The organism is Tepiditoga spiralis (assembly GCF_014701195.1).
Classification (GTDB): Bacteria; Thermotogota; Thermotogae; order Petrotogales; family Petrotogaceae; genus Tepiditoga; species Tepiditoga spiralis.
The window spans coordinates 2,287,436-2,307,731 of the sequence record NZ_AP018712.1 but is presented as its reverse complement, the minus strand read 5'-3'; the positions used below and the strand labels follow the sequence as shown (position 1 = coordinate 2,307,731).

Annotated in this window: 16 protein-coding genes; 11 read left to right on the top strand and 5 right to left on the bottom strand. The window is 22.6% G+C overall.

The annotated features are described in order from the left end of the window. The first annotated feature begins 134 nt into the window (after nucleotides 1-134). Both IGS63_RS10715 and IGS63_RS10710 read left to right on the top strand, forming a co-directional pair. Entirely contained in the window at nucleotides 135-4,577 is a 4,443-nt protein-coding gene (locus tag IGS63_RS10715; protein ID WP_190614835.1) for an MG2 domain-containing protein, read from the top strand. Further along, complete coding sequence (locus IGS63_RS10710; RefSeq protein WP_190614834.1) at nucleotides 4,577-4,975, top strand: hypothetical protein; 399 nt, start codon at nucleotides 4,577-4,579, stop codon at nucleotides 4,973-4,975. The genes IGS63_RS10715 and IGS63_RS10710 overlap by 1 nt, the downstream gene beginning before the upstream one ends. Nucleotides 4,976-4,995: 20 nt before the next feature. On the opposite strand, the gene IGS63_RS10705 is transcribed toward IGS63_RS10710, so the two are convergent. Further along, nucleotides 4,996-5,349 carry a carboxymuconolactone decarboxylase family protein gene (locus IGS63_RS10705; RefSeq protein WP_190614833.1) on the bottom strand — a complete coding sequence of 118 codons (354 nt, stop codon included), beginning with the start codon at nucleotides 5,347-5,349 and terminating at the stop codon, nucleotides 4,996-4,998. A gap of 99 nt (nucleotides 5,350-5,448) precedes the next feature. Here IGS63_RS10705 and IGS63_RS10700 point away from each other — a divergent pair, with 99 nt between their 5' ends. The 3 genes from IGS63_RS10700 (at nucleotide 5,449) to IGS63_RS10690 (ending at nucleotide 7,941) form a co-directional block, all read left to right on the top strand. Continuing rightward, on the top strand, nucleotides 5,449-6,639 hold the full coding sequence (locus IGS63_RS10700; RefSeq protein WP_190614832.1) for a hypothetical protein: 1,191 nt from the start codon (nucleotides 5,449-5,451) through the stop codon (nucleotides 6,637-6,639). Between the two features lie 11 nt (nucleotides 6,640-6,650). Further along, a complete protein-coding gene (locus IGS63_RS10695) occupies nucleotides 6,651-7,118 on the top strand; it encodes a deoxycytidylate deaminase (protein ID WP_190614831.1) in 468 nt (155 codons plus the stop codon). 235 nt (nucleotides 7,119-7,353) lie between these two features. Then, nucleotides 7,354-7,941 carry a hypothetical protein gene (locus IGS63_RS10690; protein WP_190614830.1) on the top strand — a complete coding sequence of 196 codons (588 nt, stop codon included), beginning with the start codon at nucleotides 7,354-7,356 and terminating at the stop codon, nucleotides 7,939-7,941. 31 nt (nucleotides 7,942-7,972) lie between these two features. On the opposite strand, the gene lpdA is transcribed toward IGS63_RS10690, so the two are convergent. The 4 genes from lpdA to IGS63_RS10670 form a co-directional block, all read right to left on the bottom strand. Then, on the bottom strand, nucleotides 7,973-9,331 hold the full coding sequence (gene lpdA, locus IGS63_RS10685) for a dihydrolipoyl dehydrogenase (protein WP_190614829.1): 1,359 nt from the start codon (nucleotides 9,329-9,331) through the stop codon (nucleotides 7,973-7,975). Nucleotides 9,332-9,342: 11 nt separating this feature from the next. Next, complete coding sequence (locus tag IGS63_RS10680) at nucleotides 9,343-11,379, bottom strand: HD domain-containing phosphohydrolase (protein WP_190614828.1); 2,037 nt, start codon at nucleotides 11,377-11,379, stop codon at nucleotides 9,343-9,345. 14 nt (nucleotides 11,380-11,393) lie between these two features. Beyond that, complete coding sequence (locus IGS63_RS10675) at nucleotides 11,394-14,768, bottom strand: DEAD/DEAH box helicase (protein ID WP_190614827.1); 3,375 nt, start codon at nucleotides 14,766-14,768, stop codon at nucleotides 11,394-11,396. Nucleotides 14,769-14,844: 76 nt separating this feature from the next. Beyond that, complete coding sequence (locus IGS63_RS10670) at nucleotides 14,845-15,219, bottom strand: hypothetical protein (RefSeq protein WP_190614826.1); 375 nt, start codon at nucleotides 15,217-15,219, stop codon at nucleotides 14,845-14,847. Nucleotides 15,220-15,382: 163 nt separating this feature from the next. On the opposite strand from IGS63_RS10670, the gene IGS63_RS10665 reads away from it, so the two are divergent. From IGS63_RS10665 to IGS63_RS10640, 6 genes are read left to right on the top strand one after another with little or no spacing between them, the layout of a single operon-like run. Further along, entirely contained in the window at nucleotides 15,383-16,186 is an 804-nt protein-coding gene (locus IGS63_RS10665) for a hypothetical protein (protein WP_190614825.1), read from the top strand. Continuing rightward, nucleotides 16,173-17,303, top strand: coding sequence for a radical SAM family heme chaperone HemW (hemW, locus tag IGS63_RS10660; RefSeq protein WP_190614824.1), 1,131 nt, complete (start codon nucleotides 16,173-16,175; stop codon nucleotides 17,301-17,303). Before IGS63_RS10665 ends, hemW begins: the two co-directional genes overlap by 14 nt. A 43-nt stretch (nucleotides 17,304-17,346) precedes the next feature. Continuing rightward, nucleotides 17,347-18,174 (top strand): 2-oxoacid:ferredoxin oxidoreductase subunit beta, encoded by an 828-nt coding sequence (locus tag IGS63_RS10655; RefSeq protein WP_190614823.1) that lies wholly within the window; start codon nucleotides 17,347-17,349, stop codon nucleotides 18,172-18,174. Next, entirely contained in the window at nucleotides 18,174-18,785 is a 612-nt protein-coding gene (locus IGS63_RS10650; RefSeq protein WP_190614822.1) for a 2-oxoacid:acceptor oxidoreductase family protein, read from the top strand. Before IGS63_RS10655 ends, IGS63_RS10650 begins: the two co-directional genes overlap by 1 nt. After that, nucleotides 18,782-19,237 (top strand): diacylglycerol kinase family protein, encoded by a 456-nt coding sequence (locus tag IGS63_RS10645; protein ID WP_190614821.1) that lies wholly within the window; start codon nucleotides 18,782-18,784, stop codon nucleotides 19,235-19,237. The genes IGS63_RS10650 and IGS63_RS10645 overlap by 4 nt, the downstream gene beginning before the upstream one ends. Continuing rightward, nucleotides 19,230-20,279 (top strand): protein-glutamate methylesterase/protein-glutamine glutaminase, encoded by a 1,050-nt coding sequence (locus IGS63_RS10640; RefSeq protein WP_190614820.1) that lies wholly within the window; start codon nucleotides 19,230-19,232, stop codon nucleotides 20,277-20,279. Before IGS63_RS10645 ends, IGS63_RS10640 begins: the two co-directional genes overlap by 8 nt. Nucleotides 20,280-20,296: the final 17 nt, after the last annotated feature.

The following is a 20,296-nucleotide window of genomic DNA, read 5'->3' as shown; positions in this document are numbered from 1 at the left end:
TAAAGATATTTATATAAAAGTTTTATTTTTTACAAATGAAAAAAGATATTATATAATTTAAGTAAAAATACATTTATTTAAATTAAAATATGTTAGAATTAATATAAAGACAAAATTAAAAAGGAGATGTTATTATGAAAAAAAGTATTAATTTTATTATTTTTATTTTATTTATAACTATTAACTATGCTTATGTTTATATTTCAGGAAATAATGTTATATTACCCAATCAAAAAATAAAGATAATTGGCAATAATGAAAATCAAATAATGATGAAAGTTTACAAGATAATATATCCAGAAAAAATATTTTTAGAAGGATATCCACTAGAAAAAGTATCTAAAAGATTTGTAATGGATAAAATTATAACTGGTAAAAAAATCGAATATTCTTTTAAAATATCTGAGCCTGGATATTATTTTATAACATTTGAAAAAAATAATAAAATTATTTCTTCTGGCCAAGTAATGGTAACAAATGTTGATTTTATAAATATTTATGATGGTAAAAATTTATTTGTTAAGACTTATGATTCTAATGGAAATAATGTAAAAGCGGATATTTACTTAATTACAGATAAAATTGAAAAATTCTCTAATATTTCAGAATTAAAAATGAAAATAATGAATTTAAAAAAAATCGTTGTAAAGTATAAAAATTCATATAGATTTACAAGAGTTTATAAAATATGGAAGTCTTATAAAGATAATCCTGTTAAAATAATAACCGATAGAAATATTTATAAACCAGGTCAAACAGTAAAATTTAAAATACTATCTTTTTTAAAAAATAATAATGTTTATAATTTATCCAATATTCAAAAAATATCCTATAAAATTAAAGATCCATCAAATATAGATATAAAAACTAATGAAATAGAAACTAAAAATGGTATGTATGATGGAAGTGTTTTTATAAGTAAAGATGCACCTCTTGGCTATTATAATATAGAATTAACATGTAATAATGAAAAATATTATTACGGATTTTATGTTCAAGATTATGAAAAACCAGAATATAAAATAAATATATCTTCTGATAAAACAGAATATTATTTAAATGATACAATAAACTTCAAAATAAATCTTGAATATTATAATGGAAATCCTGTAGGTAATGCTAAAATTGCTTTTTACATATATGCAAATAACTATCCAAATAGTCAATTAGCCTTTTCAGGGATAAATTATACAAATGAAAAAGGAGTACTAAATATACCTGTAAAAATAAATAAAAAAATAGAAGGTGATTATACTTTAAAAATTATTACTATTGATGAAAATCAAAGACAGCTTAAAGATGAATTTTCAGTAAAAGTTTACTCTGGAAACTATAAAATAACCTCAGATAAAGGTTATTATACCTCTTTACCTAATAAAGATATAACTATTTCAGGAACCGTAACTGATAGAAAAAATATTTTTCAAAACGGAACAATAAAATTATTTACTGAAGATTCTACATTAATTTCAACTGCTCAAGTTTTAAATGGAAGATATACAATAAAAGCAAATTTTAAAAAAGAAAAATATTATAATTTAAAACTTTTATATAAAAATTCAGAAAAATCATTAAATATTTACATCTCTAATAATGTTAAAGTACAAAAAAAATTAATCAATAACTTTAAAAAAATGGGAAATGAAATAACATTTGATGTTTCAAGAATAAAAGGAAATGGAGTTTTTATTTTATCAGGAAATAATTTATATGACATTAAAATTTTTAATGAAAAAAACACTTCTTATACATTTAAATTACCTAAAAATACTTTAGAAAGAAATCTTTTTTTAAATGCTATAATTTTTACAAAAAATGGAATATACAAAGATAGCAAAGAAATAGATTTAAATAAAATAAATTCATTAAAGTATAATTATACTTTAAAATTAGAAAAAAATTTATATAAACCAAAAGAAAATATAAAATTAAGTATAGATGCTGAACAGGATGGGATTTTTTTATTAAATGTAGTTGATGAATCATTGTATGCAATATCAAAGGATAACACAAGATTATTAGAATCATTATATCCAAAACTATACAGCCCTTCAATTTTAATAAATACAGGAAATTCTTATATATATTTTCCATATAGTGCAAAATACTTTGACATTGAACAATCTCATAAATTTGCATCATATAAAAAAAGTGAAGAAGTTAAGGTTAATACAAGAGAATATTTTCCAGAAACAGCTTTGTGGCTAACTGTAAAAACTAAAAATAAACATGCTGAAATTAATTTTAAGAATCCAGATACATTAACAACATGGAGAATAACTTCTTATGGAATTTCAAATGAAAAAATGCAAAAACAAAGTATAAAATATAAAACAAATCTTGATTTTTATATAAGACCAATATTACCTAATTTTGCTATAAAAGGAGATACTATAAATTTTGATATTGTTGTTTATAACTCTTTAGAAAAAGAAATAACTATTCCATATAAAAATATATCCAAAAATATTATAAATATTTATCCAGAAAGTGGACAAGTTACAGTATCAGCTAAATCAAATAAAGTTATTCATCTTCAAATGAAAGCTATAAATATTGGAAAGGAAATAATTGAATTTGATTATGATAAAGATATAGTAAAACTTCCTTTTGAAGTTAAGAGTCAAAATTTAATTAATGAAAAAATAGACCTGATAAATACTAAAAGTGGTTATTTAGTAAAAAAAGGAAGTTATTATCGAGAATTTTCAATAGATAGTTTAATAGATGACACATTAAATTATTTATCAAATTATCCTTATAGATGTAGTGAACAAACAATATCAACTTCATATCCACTTTTAATAGCCTATAAAAATGGTTATACAGTTAAAAATATGGATATTATAGCAAAACAAGCTATACAAAGACTTTATAAATATCAAGCAACTGATGGAGGATGGGGTTGGTGGAATTATGATTCATCTAATCCAGAATTAACAGCATATGTTATGGAAGGTATTTATGAATTAAATAAAAATTATTATATATCAAAAAGTGTTATTAATAAAGGATTAGAATTTTTAAAGAAACATATAAATTCAGGATATATATATTATGTTTTAAAATTATATGGAATAAATATTAATTATAAACCAATTACTATTTATGATAAAGTTTATTATGCATTTTTTAATGATACACTCTCTTATGTTTTAAATGATATTGAAGAAATTAATGATATTGCTTTTTTAAAGTATAAAGATAATAATTATTACTATTCAAATGTAGATATAAATTCTGCATTATTAAAATTACTATTAAAAAAAGATCCAAATAATCCTATTATTATGAAAATTTTTAAGTATTTAATTATGCAAAAAAAGAGTTATTCATGGTATTCAACAAAAGAAAATGCAAGAATGTTGGAGCTTTTAATTAAATTTAAAGATAATTTTAAATTTGGTAAAGAAGATATCTTTAAAAAAGCACAAGAAGATACATTAATAAAAAATAAATACATTGAAATTAAAAGTGTAGAAAACATAAATTCTAATATTAATAATGGAATTGACTTAGAAAAAAACTTGTACAAAAAAATAAATATCCCTGTTTCAAAAGATAATAAAATTCAATATGTTGATGCTTTTATAAATATAAATGAAAAAATTATTCCCACAAAAGTTGATTTTATTGAAACAAAATTTATTGTCAAAAATAATCTTATAATAATTAAAAATAATTATGAAAAAGGGGATTGGATAATAGAACCAAATTTAAAAATTGGCTATGATGGAAACTTTGTTTATATAAATAACTTAAAGTTTAAAAATATTAAAGAAATTCAAAAAACTAAAGACTATATATATCTATTAAATGATGATTTAATAGAATACAATACTCAAACAAATAAATATAAAACAATTTTAAAAAATGTTTATTCTTTTTCAATTTTAAATAATAATCCAATTGCAATTATAAAACTAAATGAAAAATTTTATGTTTACTTTAAAGATGTTTATAAAAAAATAGACAAATATTATAATATAGATACTTTAAATAATAAAATATACTTATTTAGAAATAATACATATGAATATGATTTTAAAGAAAATACATTAAAAAAATTATTTCCTGTATCAGGAGATAAAATAATAAATATTAATAAAAATTCTATAACTCTAAATAATATTAAATTTCAAGGGAATGAAAACTTTATAGGAGCTAAAAATGGGAGTTATAAAGTAACCTTTGAAAATAAAAAAATTAACTTAAAAAATGGTGATATATTAAAAATAAGTTTAAACTTAAGTAGTATTATTCCAAACTATATAAATGTAGAAGATAGATTACCGGGAAACGTGCAAATCTTAAAAAGATATCAAGAAAAAGTATTACAAGATAATAATAAATTTTATTCCTATTGGTATGATGCATGGGATTATTGGTATTCAGGCAGAGAGTTTAGAAAAGATAGAGTTTCATTCTTTTCTAATGGATATACAAATGGAAAATTTTACTATTATTTTAAGTTTATAAATTCTGGTAAAATAAAAATATTACCAGCTTTTGGTAGCACTATGTATTGGAGTGGAACTTATGGTACTTCAAAAGAGTATAATTTAGAGGTTCAATAATGAAAAAACTTTTAATAGTTATATTTTTAATAAATTTTATAATATTATCTGCATATTCAATACATTATTCTAATGAATTTAAAATTAAAAAATATTTAAATCCATTTTTAAAAAAACACAACTTTAATTTTGAAAAAATTTGTATTTTAGAAGCTGATAATTTAAATGAATTTACAGTTATAACTAAACTTCCATACTCTTATACGGCTGGTGCATACATACAAAATAAAGATGAAAAAGATTATATTGTTATATTACCAATATATATTTTGAAAAAAAAAGGTATTTTTGAAAAAACAATAGTTCATGAAATGCTGCATCATTATTTGACTAAATATTTTAAAATGCCAGGACCTTATCAAGAACAATTTATAAAAAATTACCTTAAAAAATTCTAAATAAAAAGAATGTTTGATTATCAAACATTCTTTTTATTATTATTTCTTATAGTTTCTAAATATTTTACTGCTTCTCTTAAATGAGGAATAACAATAGATCCACCAACAATTAATGCAATATCAAAAGCTTCAAAAAACTCCTTGTCAGTTACTCCAAATTCTATGCATTGTCCTATATGATAATCAATACATCCTTCACATCTTAAAACCATTGAAGCAACTAATCCCATTAATTCTTTATACTTTGAAGGAATTTCTCCTTCTTTGTATACGGCTCCATCTAAGTTAAAAAACCTCTTTGTGTTTAGTGTACCATTAGATAATATTTTTTCATTCATTTCACTTCTGAATTTATTAAATTCATCGAAATTCAAAGTACTTCCCCCTTATTTTTATTTTCTTAAAAATATTATGGTAAAATTTATTAAAAAGCAATTTATTTTATTATATCATAAAAATAAAGGAGGAGTTTTATGAAAAAACTTTTTATGGAAAAAGGAATCATTTTTTTTGTTTTACTAGTTTCAACCATTTTATTATCTAAAAACTATACATTTTTTTTCAAAGATTGTGTAATAAATTATATTGAATTTTCAGGAAATGAATTTGAAATACCTTCTGATCAAGAAATTTTTTGGATTTCTAATGTACAAAACTGGCAAATAAAAAATAAAAATAATGATTATTCTTTTTCATTTAAAATAATAAATTTAGATGATTATAAAGACTATTACATGGAAAAAATAGAAGATAATATATTTTCTTTAAAAAGTACACAAATTATTATATTTTATAATAATCAATTAAATAGATGGTGTGAAACAAATAAAAGCAATTTAAAATATTTAAGTAAAAAAGAAAGTATTGTTTTTGATAAAGATATAAAAGGATGGATAGGGTTGAAATCTAAAGGAACTTGGGATTTTATTTATGAAATGTATAATGATGGGACATTTAATAAAAATATTGAATTAAATGGAAGTATATTAGGAGAATCAAATGTTTATTTAATAAATCAAAAATTAAATACATCTATTAATTCCTCTGAAAGATTAATGAGAAGCTTAAATTCTGTACCTAAAATTTATCAAGATGTATTTACATTAAATATCGGAATGCTTAATACAAAAAATAAAATAAACTATATTAATTTAAAAAGTTATGATATTTTAAGTTTTTCTGATGACTACATTATAAATTTAAACAATGTTCAAACATCTGCTGAAATAATAAGAACTATTGAAAATACAGATTATAATGGAATGGGAATTGATATTGTAAATGGAAAAATATTAATACATGAAATCTTTGATGATAAATCATTTGCAATAAAAAAAGTATTAATTAATAACTTTTCAAATGGTGAAAATATAAAAATTGATTTAGGAAAAAGTTGGAATATTAAGTATAAATTAAACAAAACAAAAGATACTTTTATTTCTTCTTCTAGAACAAGATTTATAGAATATACATTAATTATAAATAATTATTCTAATGAAGAAAAAAAAATATCTATTGAAATGAAACAACCTGGTTTAGAATTAATAAATTATGACAACAATTATTTCAAAAATAATTCTTCAATAGGAAGTATAGAATTAAAAGGAAAAATGAAAATGAATTCTCAACAAAAAATTAAATTAAGTATAAAAATACAAAATTGAGGTGATATTATATGGATAAAATAAACAAATGGGATACTATATACATGAATATGACAAGAGAATTAGCAAAGGGTAGTCATTGTACACGAGTAAAAGTAGGTGCAATGATAGTAAAGGATGGGAGAATAATATCTACTGGAATAAACGGAACTCCAAAAGGCTATAAAAATTGTGATGATGTATTTAATTCAGTTAAAATAAAAGAACTTGGAGATAAATATTATGAAAAACACCACGATTTTTCAGAAAAATATGAAATACATGCTGAACAAAATGCACTTTTATTTCTTGCGAGAAATGGAGGTGCTGGTATAGAGGGATCAACGATATATGTAACTCATAGCCCTTGTATACACTGTGCTAAAATGATAGCAAATTCAGGAATAAAAAGGGTTATATTTTATAATTTATACGATAGAAATCAAGATGGAATAGAATTTTTAAAAGAACTTGGATTAGAAGTAAAACAATTAAAATAAAAACGGCACGGTTAATAACCATGCCTAATACAAAAACAAATATAGGGTGAATTACTTTTTAACTATCCTTATAATATATTGTAGCATACTTTACATAAAATTTCAACTTGTTTTTATTAAATTAACTAAAATACCAATTTTGTAATCCTAAAGATTCATTATTATTAATATTGTGTAAAAAACAAAAAGATGTGTTATAATATTATTAAGTCATTTTTAAAAAGGAGGTTACATTATGAAAAAAAGTATTTTATTATTTTTTATTAGTTTAACTGTTTTTTTATTAATTTTATCAAGTTGTTCAGCACCAAAACCAAATAATTTTATGTTACCTGGAACAAAAGAGTATATTGGTACAACTGGTAATTTAGAGGGAACATGGAATGTCATCGAATATAATGATAAAAATGAAAATTTTTTAAAAAATTTTGAAAAAGCAACATTGACTTTTGATTTTAAAAATAAAGTATTAAAATTAGAAGCTACTGTTCCAAAAGAATATATTGAAAGTTCTTTAAAAGATTGGAAAGCAAAATGGCCTGATTTAAAGGTTACTTCTTATAAAGTTATTATAAATGCAACTTGTAGTATATCAAACTCTGGAGAAATAATTTACGTTGATGAACAAAAAGTTTCTGTTGAAATAAAAGGATCTGGAGAAAATCTTGAAAGTTACATTCAAATGGAAAATGGAAAAGCTATGATACCTTTTGGAAATCCTATAAGTTTAAAAAAATTAGATTCACAATTTAATTTCAAATTATCTGGAAAAACTCTTCATTTATCTTCTTTCTCAGGTTACAACATACTTTTGAAAAAATAAAAAAAATATCAGCTCATTGAGCTGATATTTTTTAAATATGAATTGCTAATCCTTCTAAACCTTCTATTGCACCCAATACACTCTCAGTTAAAGTTGGATGTGGATGTACAGAGTTTGCTAATTGTTCAATAGTTAATCCATGCTTTACTGCTAAAACGCCTTCCATTATCATATCAGTTGCCGATGGAGAAATTATTGTAACTCCTAATATTTTAGATGTTTTTTTATCAGCAATTATTTTTATAAATCCATCTTTTTCTTCCATAGTTCTTGCCCTTCCATTAGCTGAAACAGGAAACTTTGATACTATTACATCATCTTTATTTACATCTTTTTCTTTTACTCCTACAGAAGCTATTTCAGGATTAGTAAATACTATTGAAGGAATAGCAGAATAATCCATTTCTAATTCTTTATTTGCAATATTATGTGCAGCTACAATTCCTTCAAAACTTGCGACATGAGCAAGCATTATTTGAGCTCTTATATCACCAATTGCATACACGTTTTCAATGTTAGTTCTCATTTTTTTATTAGTTTTTATTCCACGTTCTATATCCAAACCGAGATTTATTAAGTCTTCAGAAATATTTGGCTTTCTTCCAACAGATAATAAAACTTTTTCAGAAATAAGCTCTATTTCACCTTCAGCATTCGATAATTTTGATATATAGCCATTTTCATTTTTTTCTACAGAAGTTACTTTAAATTTTTCATATATTTCAACTTTTTTTCTTTTCAAAACTTTTTTTATTTCATCTGCTACATCAGCATCTTCAAATGGTGCTATATGATCTGCTAACTCAACTATATAAACTTTTTTTCCTAATGATGAAAAAAAGGTAGCGAATTCCAATCCAATTACTCCTCCGCCAATTATAGTTATACTTTCTGGTATGTTTTTCATTTTAAATATATCATCACTAGTCCATATACCTTCTACATTAGAAAATGGTTGGAAAATAGCTGGTATAGAACCATTAGCAAGAATAATATTTTCACAGTGTATTTTTTCATTCGTTTCCTTTACTAATACATTATTTTTGTCCAAGACTTTGGCAGTACCTTTTTTTACTTCAATTTTATTTTTTTTCATTAAAAATTCTATACCTTTTTTAGACATAGTTACAGATTTATTTTTATGTTTCATAATTCCTTTAGTTTCATAAGATAAATTTTCATATTTTATTCCAAATTTTTTAGATTTTTCTATTATCTCAGAATACAAATGAGAAGCACTTAACATAGCCTTTGCTGGGATACAGCCTAAATTTGTACAAGTACCTCCTAAATTATCTTTTTCAATTAATATAACTTTTTCACCAAGTTGAGATAATCTTATTGCAGCAACATATCCTCCAGGTCCTCCACCTATTATTACTGTACTCATTTAGTACCTCCTTAAAGATATAATAGTATTTCTAATTTCCTTTTAAATAGAGTTCTATTTATTGTAGCAATCTTATCTTCTGTCATATTTAAATATTTTACCCAGTATCTAACTAAGTTTTCTTCACTTTCAATTCTTTTTATTTCTCCAAAAATTACTATATTTTCACCATATGCATCAAAATCTATCATAAGTTTATCTTTTAAATTAAATAAATTTTCAGTAGTTGTAAAAGACAATTGATTTGCACCAAACATTGACATTCTTGCATTTAATGTATATTCGCTTATTTCTATTTGATCCATTCTTTTTATACCACTTTCTAATTTAAATAGATTAATTTTTTTTGCCCACATAGTTTTTATTATTTTACTTTCATATTCAGTTGTTTTTACTAGTACTATAAATCCATCTTCTTTTATATTTAAAATCTTACATTCAAACTTTTCTATTATACCATCTAAATTTGAATATAAGGTTATGCTATTACCTATCTTTAATTGAGGAACTTCTTCTAATTTTATATAGGCAAACCCTCCAGTTAATTTTTCTATTTTCCCATCTATTAAAGAATTTTCTTTAAATGGATTTTCAATAAATATTTTTTTATTATTTCTCAACAAACTAGTTAAATTTAAGTTATAAGATGTTTTTTCAAATATAGGAACTAAATTTTCTAAAATTTTAACTATTTCCTTATTTATCTTTCCATCTTTTGCCATAGAATTTAAAATCTTTAATGTTTTTTCTATAGATTCTGCTTTTCTATATGGTCTATCGTGTGTTAAAGCATCATAAATATCTGCTATAGCCAAAATTTGAGATTCAATAGGTATATCATTCATTTTTAATCCATAATATCCACTTCCATCTAATCTTTCATGATGTAATTTTGCAACTTCAACATAATCATTTAAAAACTCATTGTCAGAAAGCAATTCTTCTAACTTTGATGTATGTGATTGAACTTCTTTAAATTCTGAATCAGTTAATATTCCTGGTTTATTTAATACTCTTTTTGAAACGAAAATATTACCAAGATCATGTATCATTCCACAATTTTTTACAAAACTTATCCTCTCATTATCAAATCCATATAATAAAGCTAATATAGCTGATAAATCTGCCATTCTTACTGAATGTAAATATATATAAGGATCATAAGCTGTTGTTGTTTTTGCAAGATTTAAAATTGCTTTTCCCATATATACTTTTTGTTCAAAATCATTTTTTTGAGTATACATTGAAGCAGATAATTCATATAACTTTTCATCAATTTTTTTATTTAATTCAGAATCCATTTTTTCTTTTGTTATAAATAAAATCAATCCTGTATCTTTATTTTCAAATTCAATTTTTCTAATATAAATATAAGCATTTTTAGGTAAATTACTTATCATCCACCAAAATTTATTTTTTACATCATTAATTGAAAAAGTATCTGAAAAAATTTTTTGATTTTTTAAAGTATCATAAATTTTATTTTTTAATCTAAATGATATACCTTTATATTCTAAAACTATACTATTTGAATATCCATCAAAAAATGAAAGTTGAGTATATACTTTATTAGTTTTAATGGCTATTAAACTTTTTAAAATTTTATTATTAAAAGTTGTGGAAATATCCTTTAAAATATCATCTACTTTATTTCTTTCTAAAAATTTATTACTTGTAAATGTTCTTAAAAGATTATAAAGAACATTGAGTACAAATGGTTTTTTAATAAATCCAATAAATCCTTCGTTTTTACTCTCTAATCTTAAATTTTCATCAGCTGAAGTTAATACAATTACTTTAATATCATCTAATAAATTTTCTTTTTTTGCAATTTTCATAAACTCTATACCATTCATACCAGGAAATCTTAAAGCGGTTAATATTAAAGCTGGCTTTATTTCTTCATTTTTTAAAAAATCTAACATTTCCTCTGTTTTTTTAAATCTTAAAATTTCATTTGATAAACTGGATTTTTTTAATTCATTTTTTACATGTTCAAAATCATTATCATCATTTTCTACAATACATATTGGTCTTTTACTAAACATATTTCCACCTCACTTTAAAAAAGTTTGAAAAATTCTTGTAATTCTTTGTTTGAAAGACTGGTTATCCATTTTTCACCTGGAGAAATTATACTTTCTGCTAATTTTTGTTTTTTTTCTAACATATGGTTTATTTTTTCTTCAAAAGTTCCCAAGGTTATAAATCTATATACACTAACATTTTTCTTTTGACCAATTCTAAACACTCTATCAGTTGCCTGGTTTTCTACAGCTGGATTCCACCACATATCATAATGAATAACATGATTTGCAGCTATCAAATTTAAACCCGTTCCTCCAGCTTTTAAAGATACAATCATTACTTTTTGATTTTTATTATTTTGAAAATTATCAACAATAAAATCTCTTTTTTTTCTTGATAATCCTCCATAAAAAAATAAAGAATTTATATTTTTAATAGATAACATCTTTTTTAATATTTTGGCCATTTCTATGTATTGAGTAAAAATTAATACCTTTTCATTTTTTGACACTATTTTCTCAACGAGTTCTATTGTTCTTTCAGATTTTCCTGATAGCTCTATATCATAATTTTCTTCTTTTGTAAAATTTGAAGGATGATTGCATATTTGTTTTAAGTTTGTAAGTAATTTTAATATCAAACCTTTTCTTTCTATTCCATAAGAATGATAAATATTTTTATCTAAAATTTTTATTACATTTTTATATAACAACTCTTGTTTTTCTTTTAAAAAAATAAATTCATTGTATATATTTTTTTCAGGAAGATCATTTATAATATTTTTATCTGTTTTTAATCTTCTCAATAGAAATGGCTCTATTATATTTTTTAATTTATTTTGTTTTTCTGTATTATTTTGTTTTTCAATTGGAATTGCATAATTTTTTAAAAAGTAATTTTTATTACCAAGAAAGTTCGGCATTAAAAAATCAAAAATACTCCAAAGTTCCAGCAATTTATTTTCTATTGGTGTTCCGGTCATAGCTATTTTAAAAATAGAGTTTAAATGCTTTACTGATTTAGATTGAGCAGTAAGTGGATTTTTTATATTTTGTGCTTCATCTAAAATAATTAAAGACCATTTTTTTGATAACTTATGAGAATCTCTTCTAAGAGTTCCATAAGTTGTTATTATTACATCAGAATCATTTAATTCTCTATTATTTCCATGGAAAATATGAACTTTTAAAGAAGGAGAAAATTTTTCAAATTCTTTATACCAATTTCCAACTATTGTAGTTGGACATATAACTAATGTTTGATTTTTAATATTATTTTCTTCTTTTAATTTTAAAATTGTAGTTATAACTTGTATAGTTTTTCCAAGACCCATATCATCAGCGATACATACATTAAATCCTTTTTTTAAATTATTATATAACCAATTAAAACCCGTTATTTGATAAGGTCTTAAAGTTCCATTTAATGTATTAGGTATATTTAATTTTGGTATTTTTTTTAAATTATCAATAAAATTTTTGATTTTATTATCAGGAATAATTGGAACTCCATAATAATCTTTACTTAAAATATTTATTATTATATTTTTAGTGCTTTGTTTTTTTGTTTTTTCCAAAATTGAAAAATAATTTTCTTGTGTAACTAAAACATTTTTTTCATTAAAACATACAAGTCCATTTATATTTTTAAAATTTCTTTTAAATTCATTTAATGTAATTTCAATATCATCGATTTTAATAGTATAATTAAAATTTATTTTTTCAAAATCTAAGATATCTTCTTGACTACTTAATCTTAAAAGTAACTTAGGAACAACAATTTTATTAGGTTTAAAATTTAATATTATTTTTATACCTAAAAGTTTTAAATCATTTTCAGAATATATAACCAATTCACTTAATTCATCTAGATTTATTAATATCTTATCTCTTTTATCTCGTATTAGTTTGCTTATTGTTTCTGAATATGAAGCAATTATACCTAATTGATTATATAGTTCATTTTTATATTGATTTATAACAATAGAATTTTCAAAATCTTTTAAAGTATAAACATTTTCATTTATTTTATTTTTTATATTCATTGATAAATAATATTTTCTTTTATTTATTTTTTCAACAAATAAAAGTATAGAAAATATACTATCTTTTAAAAATAATGGTAATAGCCAATTTTTAATACTTAAAAAAATATTTTTTTCAAAGTATTTTTCAACTTTAAATATTTTCTTTTTAAAAAAAACATTTAATAATTTATCATTAAAGTTTTTCGAATATTTATTTATTATCTCTTTTAAAAACATAGAAACTATAAATTCAGTAGCTAAATAGGTATTCAATTCATTATTATTTTCATCTAATAAGATATCTTTTGGAGCAATATAGGATAAATAATTTAAATAATCATCTACATATTTTATTGTTCTATTTGGAGTATAATTAATAATAAATTCATTATTGTTTATAGTAAAAATTTCAGGAAGATACGCTTTTAATATGGATAGTTTATATGAGAAAGCTAAACATTGTTTTAAAAAAGATGTATATTTACTATCTTCTTTAAAATCAGAAAGGTTTAGTTCATGAAAAACATTAAAGATACTTTCAAAAGATATATTTTTTTTAAATATACTTTTAATTGTTTTTGAATCAATATTAGAATAAAACTTTGGTCTAATCTTTGAAAAAGATATGTGTATTTTAAAGTCTGTCATATTATATTTTATTTCTTCATTTATCATCAAGTTATTATTTAATTTATAAGAAATATCATCATATGTATTTAAGAGTATTTTCTTAAAATCTTCTTTATAAAAAGATGGGTGAGTTTGTAAAAGAGACAAATAAGATTCTATCTTTTTATTAGAAATATTTCTTTCTTTTGGCCTTTCTTTTAAAAGCTTTACATTCAAACTACTATATTTAAAAATATCTTCATTATAATCAATTGAAAATAAATCTGATTTTTTTATACCGTGAAACTCAAATAATAAAAATGGATTCTTATCTATTTCTTCTGTTAATTTATAAAAAACTGCTATCAAATGTTTACACGGTTTATTTAAATCCACACAATTACATTTTAAAATTAAATCTTCTAAACTATTAGGGAAAAGATCAATTCCATTATTTTTTATAATAGAATAAAGTTCTTCTGGAAATTTATTAATATACAATTGTAAATTTAAGTCTTTATTATTTTTTAAAATACTTTTTATTTTATTTTTTTCCGAAATAGTAAATTGTTTAAAAATTATGGTTTGTTCATAAGGTACTTTGTATCTACCAGAAACTTTAGATAAAATTTTATTCTTATTAATTTTTATATCAACAACATTTTTCGTATACTCTAAACCGCGATTTTTTTTTAAATCATCTTTATCAAATAAACTTAAGAAGTTTATCCATTTTTTCCCCCACCATGTTTTTATATGAGTTTCTTCAAACAAACTTTTCCAACTCCTTTTCTTTCAATAAACAATTATACCATGTATTTATTCGTAAAAAAACCTTTAAAACATGGTTTTAATTGAGCGTATAGGAGGATATTGGATAAGATATTAAAAAACCTGTTTGTTTGTATACAACTATTATTGGAGTTGCTATATCTGGAAAATCTAATTGAGCACTATCTGAATATGTTATAATTCTTTTTTGATTATAATGTTTAAAGTACAACACTACTATAAAATTTTTATTTGTATTTTTTACCATTAGCATACTATTATTACCATTTACATATTTTCTAATGTAAACAAAATTATCAACATATCCACTATAAACTGGTGTAGAAAATCTTGGTTTTATCAAAAATCTAAAGTTATAAAAAGAAACAGAACCAAAGTATAAAATTATTATAGAAAATAATAATAAAAGACCAATAATAATAAATTTTTTCATAAAAATCACCTCCAAAAATTTTATATACCATTATAATTTTACGACATAAAAAAAAACTTTATGTTAATTTAACAATAATATTATTTTGTTTTCTTAATTTTATTTTTATATATGATATAATTATTTTTAGTAAGTAATTTAAAGCTTAAGGAGGCTTTTAAAAATGAGTAAAAAATTATATATATTTTTTTTATTACTTCTTTTTTCTATAAGTTTGTTTTCAACAAATTATAATTTAAATTTAGAAGTTTTAAAAGTAAAACCATTAAAATTAAGTTTTAATGCAAATGACAATGCAATTAATTTTAGAATAAGTATAGAAGAAAAAGAACCATTTTTAAAAGAACAAAATTTATTTTTTAAAAAAATAAAAGTTAAAACAGGAGAACAAAACTTTAGCTTTTTTTTAGATATTCCAACATATAACTCTGAAATGGGAATTGGATTTAAGTACAATACATATAATAGTATTTTACTTGGAATAATAAAATATGATTACTTTAATACGTTTAATTTTAAAAGTAATAACTACTATATTTTCCAAGGATTTAATACATATTTTAGTATTCCAACCATAACAATAGGTAGCTTTAATAATTTTTTTCTTAATATCAATAGTGAAGTTTATTCTTTTTCAAGAATTGGATTTAAATTACAAAGATTTTTAGAACTTCCACTTTTTTTAAATTTTGGAAGAAATTTTGAAACAGGAATACAAGTTCTATCTTTTGATAAATACTATTCAACAGGAATATTTGGAGGTATTTCTTATAATAAAAATAAAATATATGTATTAGGAGATATTAGTACTAAATTAAATTTATTAAAAAAAGATTTTATAGTTGGATTTGGATTAATGTATAATGAAGAGTATAAGTATAGAATTTATTTGATAAGTGATACTAAAAATTTTCCAATATACATATACTTTAATGAATGTGGTGGTGGAATTTTTGCAGAATTGTAGTATATATATACATATTCCATTTTGTAAAAGCAAATGTTATTATTGTGATTATAATTCTATAGTTAATACAAATTATTTTGAGCAATACTTTAAAGCGCTTAATAATGAAATAGAATTATATAAAAATAATAATTTTTTAATAAAGACGATATATATTGGTGGTGGTACACCGTCCTTTGTTGATTCTAAATATATAAAAAATATTTTTTATAAAATCAATGAAATCTTTAATATGGACTTAAAAGAGTTTACAATAGAAGTTAATCCAGAAAGTGTTGAAGAACTTAAATTAATAGATTATAAGGAAATAGGAATAAATAGAATTTCTATGGGAATTCAATCATCATCAAATAAAATTTTAAAAACAGTTAATAGAATTCATACTTTAGAAAAAGCAAGAAAAAGTTATTATACTTTAAAAAAATACTTTAAAAATATAAATCTTGACTTTATTTTAGGTTTGCCTTTTGAAACAGAAAAAACTATTATTAATAATTTAAATTTAATAAAAGAATTAAATCCACAACATATTTCTTATTATTTATTTGATTCTTCACACGAAACTCCTTTAATGAAAAAAATTGAAAAAAAAGAATTAACTCTTCCAAATAGTGAGTTTTTAGAAGATATGCTTGATATTATTTATATCGATTTAAAAAAGATGAACTATAATAGATATGAAATATCAAGTTGGTCAAAAGATAATAATTTTTCTATTCATAATAAAGTATACTGGAAAAATGAAAATTATATTGGATTTGGAGTTTCTGCTGGTAGTCATATTTCAAAGAAAAGATATGTAAATACAGATTCAATTTTAAAATATATAAATTCTTTAAATAAAAATAAAATGGAATATGAATACTATCATAAAAACGATGAAAAAAAAGATTTTATAGAAACTATTTTTATGGGTTTAAGACTGTTAGAAGGAATAAGTATAAAAACTTTAAAAGAAAGATATTCTGAAAAACTTGTGATAAATTTTATAAATAAACTTACTGCCATACAATCAGAGTTGATAAGCATTGATGAGACTTTAAAATTAACTGAAAAGGGGCTTAATTTGTCCAATAGAGTATTTGAAAATTTAATAGAAATAGGGGAAAATATTTAATGTTTATATGAAAAATTTTTCAAATTAAATTTGGAGGTGTACTATGCCATCAGCAAAGTACTATGAATATTTGAGAAAAGACAGGCTTCCACACGTTTGGTGTCCTGGATGTGGAAATGGAATTATTTTAAAATCATTTCTTGAAGCAGCTAGTAATTTAAATTTAGATAAAAATAAGGTTGCTGTAGTATCTGGTATAGGATGTTCTTCAAGAAGTACTGGGTACTTAGACTTTAACACTATGCACACTCTTCACGGAAGAGCTGTTGCATTTGCTACTGGAGTAAAATTAGCAAGACCTGATCTTGAAGTTATTGCCATGGGTGGAGATGGTGACATGTTAGCAATTGGTGGGAATCACTTTATTCATGCTTGTAGAAGAAATATGGATTTAACTATTATTATTTTCAATAATAATATTTATGGTATGACAGGTGGTCAATATTCTCCAACAACTCCTTCTGAAAGCTTGGCTTCAACAGCTCCTTATGGAAATATAGAAAATCAATTCAATGCGGTTGAGTTAGCTATTGCTTCTGGAGCAACTTATGTTGCAAGATCTACAGTTTTTCATTTTATGCAAAGTGCAAAATATATAGAAAATGCAATTAAACATAAGGGTGTTTCAGTTGTTGAAATAGTAACTAATTGCCATACTTATTTTGGAAGATACAATAAAATGCCAAAACCAGCACAATTACACCAATATTTTAAAGATAATGGTATAATGCTTTCAAAAGCTGAAAAAATGAGTGAAGAAGAATTAAAAGGAAAAATAGTAATAGGTGAATTTAAAAACATCGAAAAAGAAGGATATCTTGAAAATTATCAAAAACTCCAAAACAAATTTGCAATTGGAGGTGACAAATAATGAATCTTTCAATTTCAAAACCATTTTCAGTTAGATTTGCAGGTGAAGCTGGTCAAGGGAATATAATGATGGGCCATGTTTTTGCAAATGCTTTAGTTAAAGAAGGATATAATGTAGTTCAAACTCTTCATTATGGTGCAAGAGTTAGAGGAGGACTTTCATATACTGATGTTTTATTTGATAAGGTTCCAATAGACTTTCCAAAAGCTGAAACTTTTGATATATTATATGTTATGCATGATGTTGCCGTTCCTCAAGTTGAACATTTAAAGAAAAATAGTTTAGTTTTTTATGATGATGAATTTGTAAAAAAACTTCCTCAAACAGTTTCAAGAAAAACTAAAAAAGTTATAAAAGTATCTGCTTCAAAAATTGCTTATAATGAAATTGGAAATATAAATGTTTCTAATATGGTAGGATTAGGTATTTTGGCTAGCGTTACAGGTATTTTAAGCTTAGATGTTTTAATTTCTACAATGAAAGAAAATGTTAAAGAAAATTATTATGAAATGGATGAAAAAGCTTTAAATCTTGGATATGAATTTACTAAAAAAACCTATAAAATAAGATCTGGAGAAAAAGTTACTAAATTAGGTAGAAATTTTGAATGATGAAAAGAATTATTGGAACAAAAAAATTTAAAGATAGTTTAAAGTTTGCCATAAATGGATTATTTGAAGTCCATAAAACTCAAAGAAATTTTAGAATACAAACATTTATAGGATTAATAGCGCTTATTACAGCGCTATTTCTTGATTTAAATGGAGTTAAATTATTATGGATTTCTTTTGCTGTAATGCTTGTATTATTAATGGAAGCTTTAAATACAGTTATAGAAAAGGTACTTGATTATCTTCATCCAGATTATAGTGAAATTATAGGTATAATAAAAGACATATCAGCAGCAGTTGTTCTAATTGCATCTGTTTTTTCAATTGTTATAGGGACAATAATATTTGGAGAATCAATTTTTAAAATTAATCCCAAGTATGGTATAATTATAGCGATAGCTTTCTTAGTATTTATTAAATTTTTTTCAAGAGGGGGCAAAAACAATGGATGAAATAAAAGTTCTTGTTGTAGACGACTCTGCTTTTATGAGAATGGTGTTAAAAGATATAATAGACAAACAACCAGACATGAAAGTTATAGGGATGGCAAAAGACGGTCTTGAAGCTGTTGAAAAAGTTGAAAAATTAAAACCTGATGTGGTTACCTTAGATGTTGAAATGCCTAAATTAAATGGTTTTGAAGCATTAAAAATAATTATGAAAAAAACACCTACAAGAGTTATTATGGTTAGTTCTTTAACTTCAAGAGATGCTGCAATAACAATAGAATGTCTAGAAAATGGAGCTTTAGACTTCATTCAAAAACCTGCAGGAAGTACTTCATGGACATTTAGACAAGTTCAAGATGATCTTTTACAAAAAATTCATGAAGCAATAAAGGTTTCTATTAATGTTTTAGCAAAACCACAAAAATCAATTACTACAAGGAAAAAAAGAGAATCAGTTGGAACTGTTGGTAAAAAAATATTATTAATAGCCTCATCAACTGGTGGACCTCGTTCTTTAGATAAAGTTGTTCCTTTATTACCAGAAAAAATTGGAGTTCCAGTAATAATTGTTCAACATATGCCAGCTGGATTTACAAAATCTCTTGCCAATAGATTAAATAAAATATCTGAATTAACTGTAAAAGAAGCTGAAGAAGGAGATGTTTTAGAAAAAGATACTGTTTATATTGCTCCTGGGAATTTTCATTTAGGTTTGAAAAAATCTGGGACTAAGGTTTCTCTTTATTTAGATTCCAGCGAAAAAATAAATAATGTTAGACCAGCAGCTGATTTTACTTTTGATAGTGCTGCAGAAATATATAAGCAAAATATTGTTAGTGTCGTTCTTACTGGAATGGGAAGAGATGGCACCAAAGGTGCATTTAAAATAAAACATTATGGAGGAAAAATAATAGCTGAATCAAAAGAGACTTGTGTAGTCTATGGTATGCCTAAAGCAATTGTTGAAGAAGGCTATGCAGATTATATATTACCTAATACAAAAATAGCAGACAAAATAGTTGATATTTTAGAAGGTAAAGAATAATATAGGAGTGTTCAAAA

What these genes read in the sequence shown, in the direction of transcription:
- IGS63_RS10715 (WP_190614835.1), top strand. Translation starts at nt 135, where the DNA reads ATGAAAAAAAGTATTAATTTTATTATTTTTATTTTATTTATAACTATT.
- IGS63_RS10710 (WP_190614834.1), top strand. Translation starts at nt 4,577, where the DNA reads ATGAAAAAACTTTTAATAGTTATATTTTTAATAAATTTTATAATATTA.
- IGS63_RS10700 (WP_190614832.1), top strand. Translation starts at nt 5,449, where the DNA reads ATGAAAAAACTTTTTATGGAAAAAGGAATCATTTTTTTTGTTTTACTA.
- IGS63_RS10695 (WP_190614831.1), top strand. Translation starts at nt 6,651, where the DNA reads ATGGATAAAATAAACAAATGGGATACTATATACATGAATATGACAAGA.
- IGS63_RS10690 (WP_190614830.1), top strand. Translation starts at nt 7,354, where the DNA reads ATGAAAAAAAGTATTTTATTATTTTTTATTAGTTTAACTGTTTTTTTA.
- lpdA (WP_190614829.1), bottom strand. Translation starts at nt 9,331, where the DNA reads ATGAGTACAGTAATAATAGGTGGAGGACCTGGAGGATATGTTGCTGCA.
- IGS63_RS10680 (WP_190614828.1), bottom strand. Translation starts at nt 11,379, where the DNA reads ATGTTTAGTAAAAGACCAATATGTATTGTAGAAAATGATGATAATGAT.
- IGS63_RS10670 (WP_190614826.1), bottom strand. Translation starts at nt 15,219, where the DNA reads ATGAAAAAATTTATTATTATTGGTCTTTTATTATTATTTTCTATAATA.
- IGS63_RS10665 (WP_190614825.1), top strand. Translation starts at nt 15,383, where the DNA reads ATGAGTAAAAAATTATATATATTTTTTTTATTACTTCTTTTTTCTATA.
- IGS63_RS10655 (WP_190614823.1), top strand. Translation starts at nt 17,347, where the DNA reads ATGCCATCAGCAAAGTACTATGAATATTTGAGAAAAGACAGGCTTCCA.
- IGS63_RS10650 (WP_190614822.1), top strand. Translation starts at nt 18,174, where the DNA reads ATGAATCTTTCAATTTCAAAACCATTTTCAGTTAGATTTGCAGGTGAA.
- IGS63_RS10645 (WP_190614821.1), top strand. Translation starts at nt 18,782, where the DNA reads ATGATGAAAAGAATTATTGGAACAAAAAAATTTAAAGATAGTTTAAAG.
- IGS63_RS10640 (WP_190614820.1), top strand. Translation starts at nt 19,230, where the DNA reads ATGGATGAAATAAAAGTTCTTGTTGTAGACGACTCTGCTTTTATGAGA.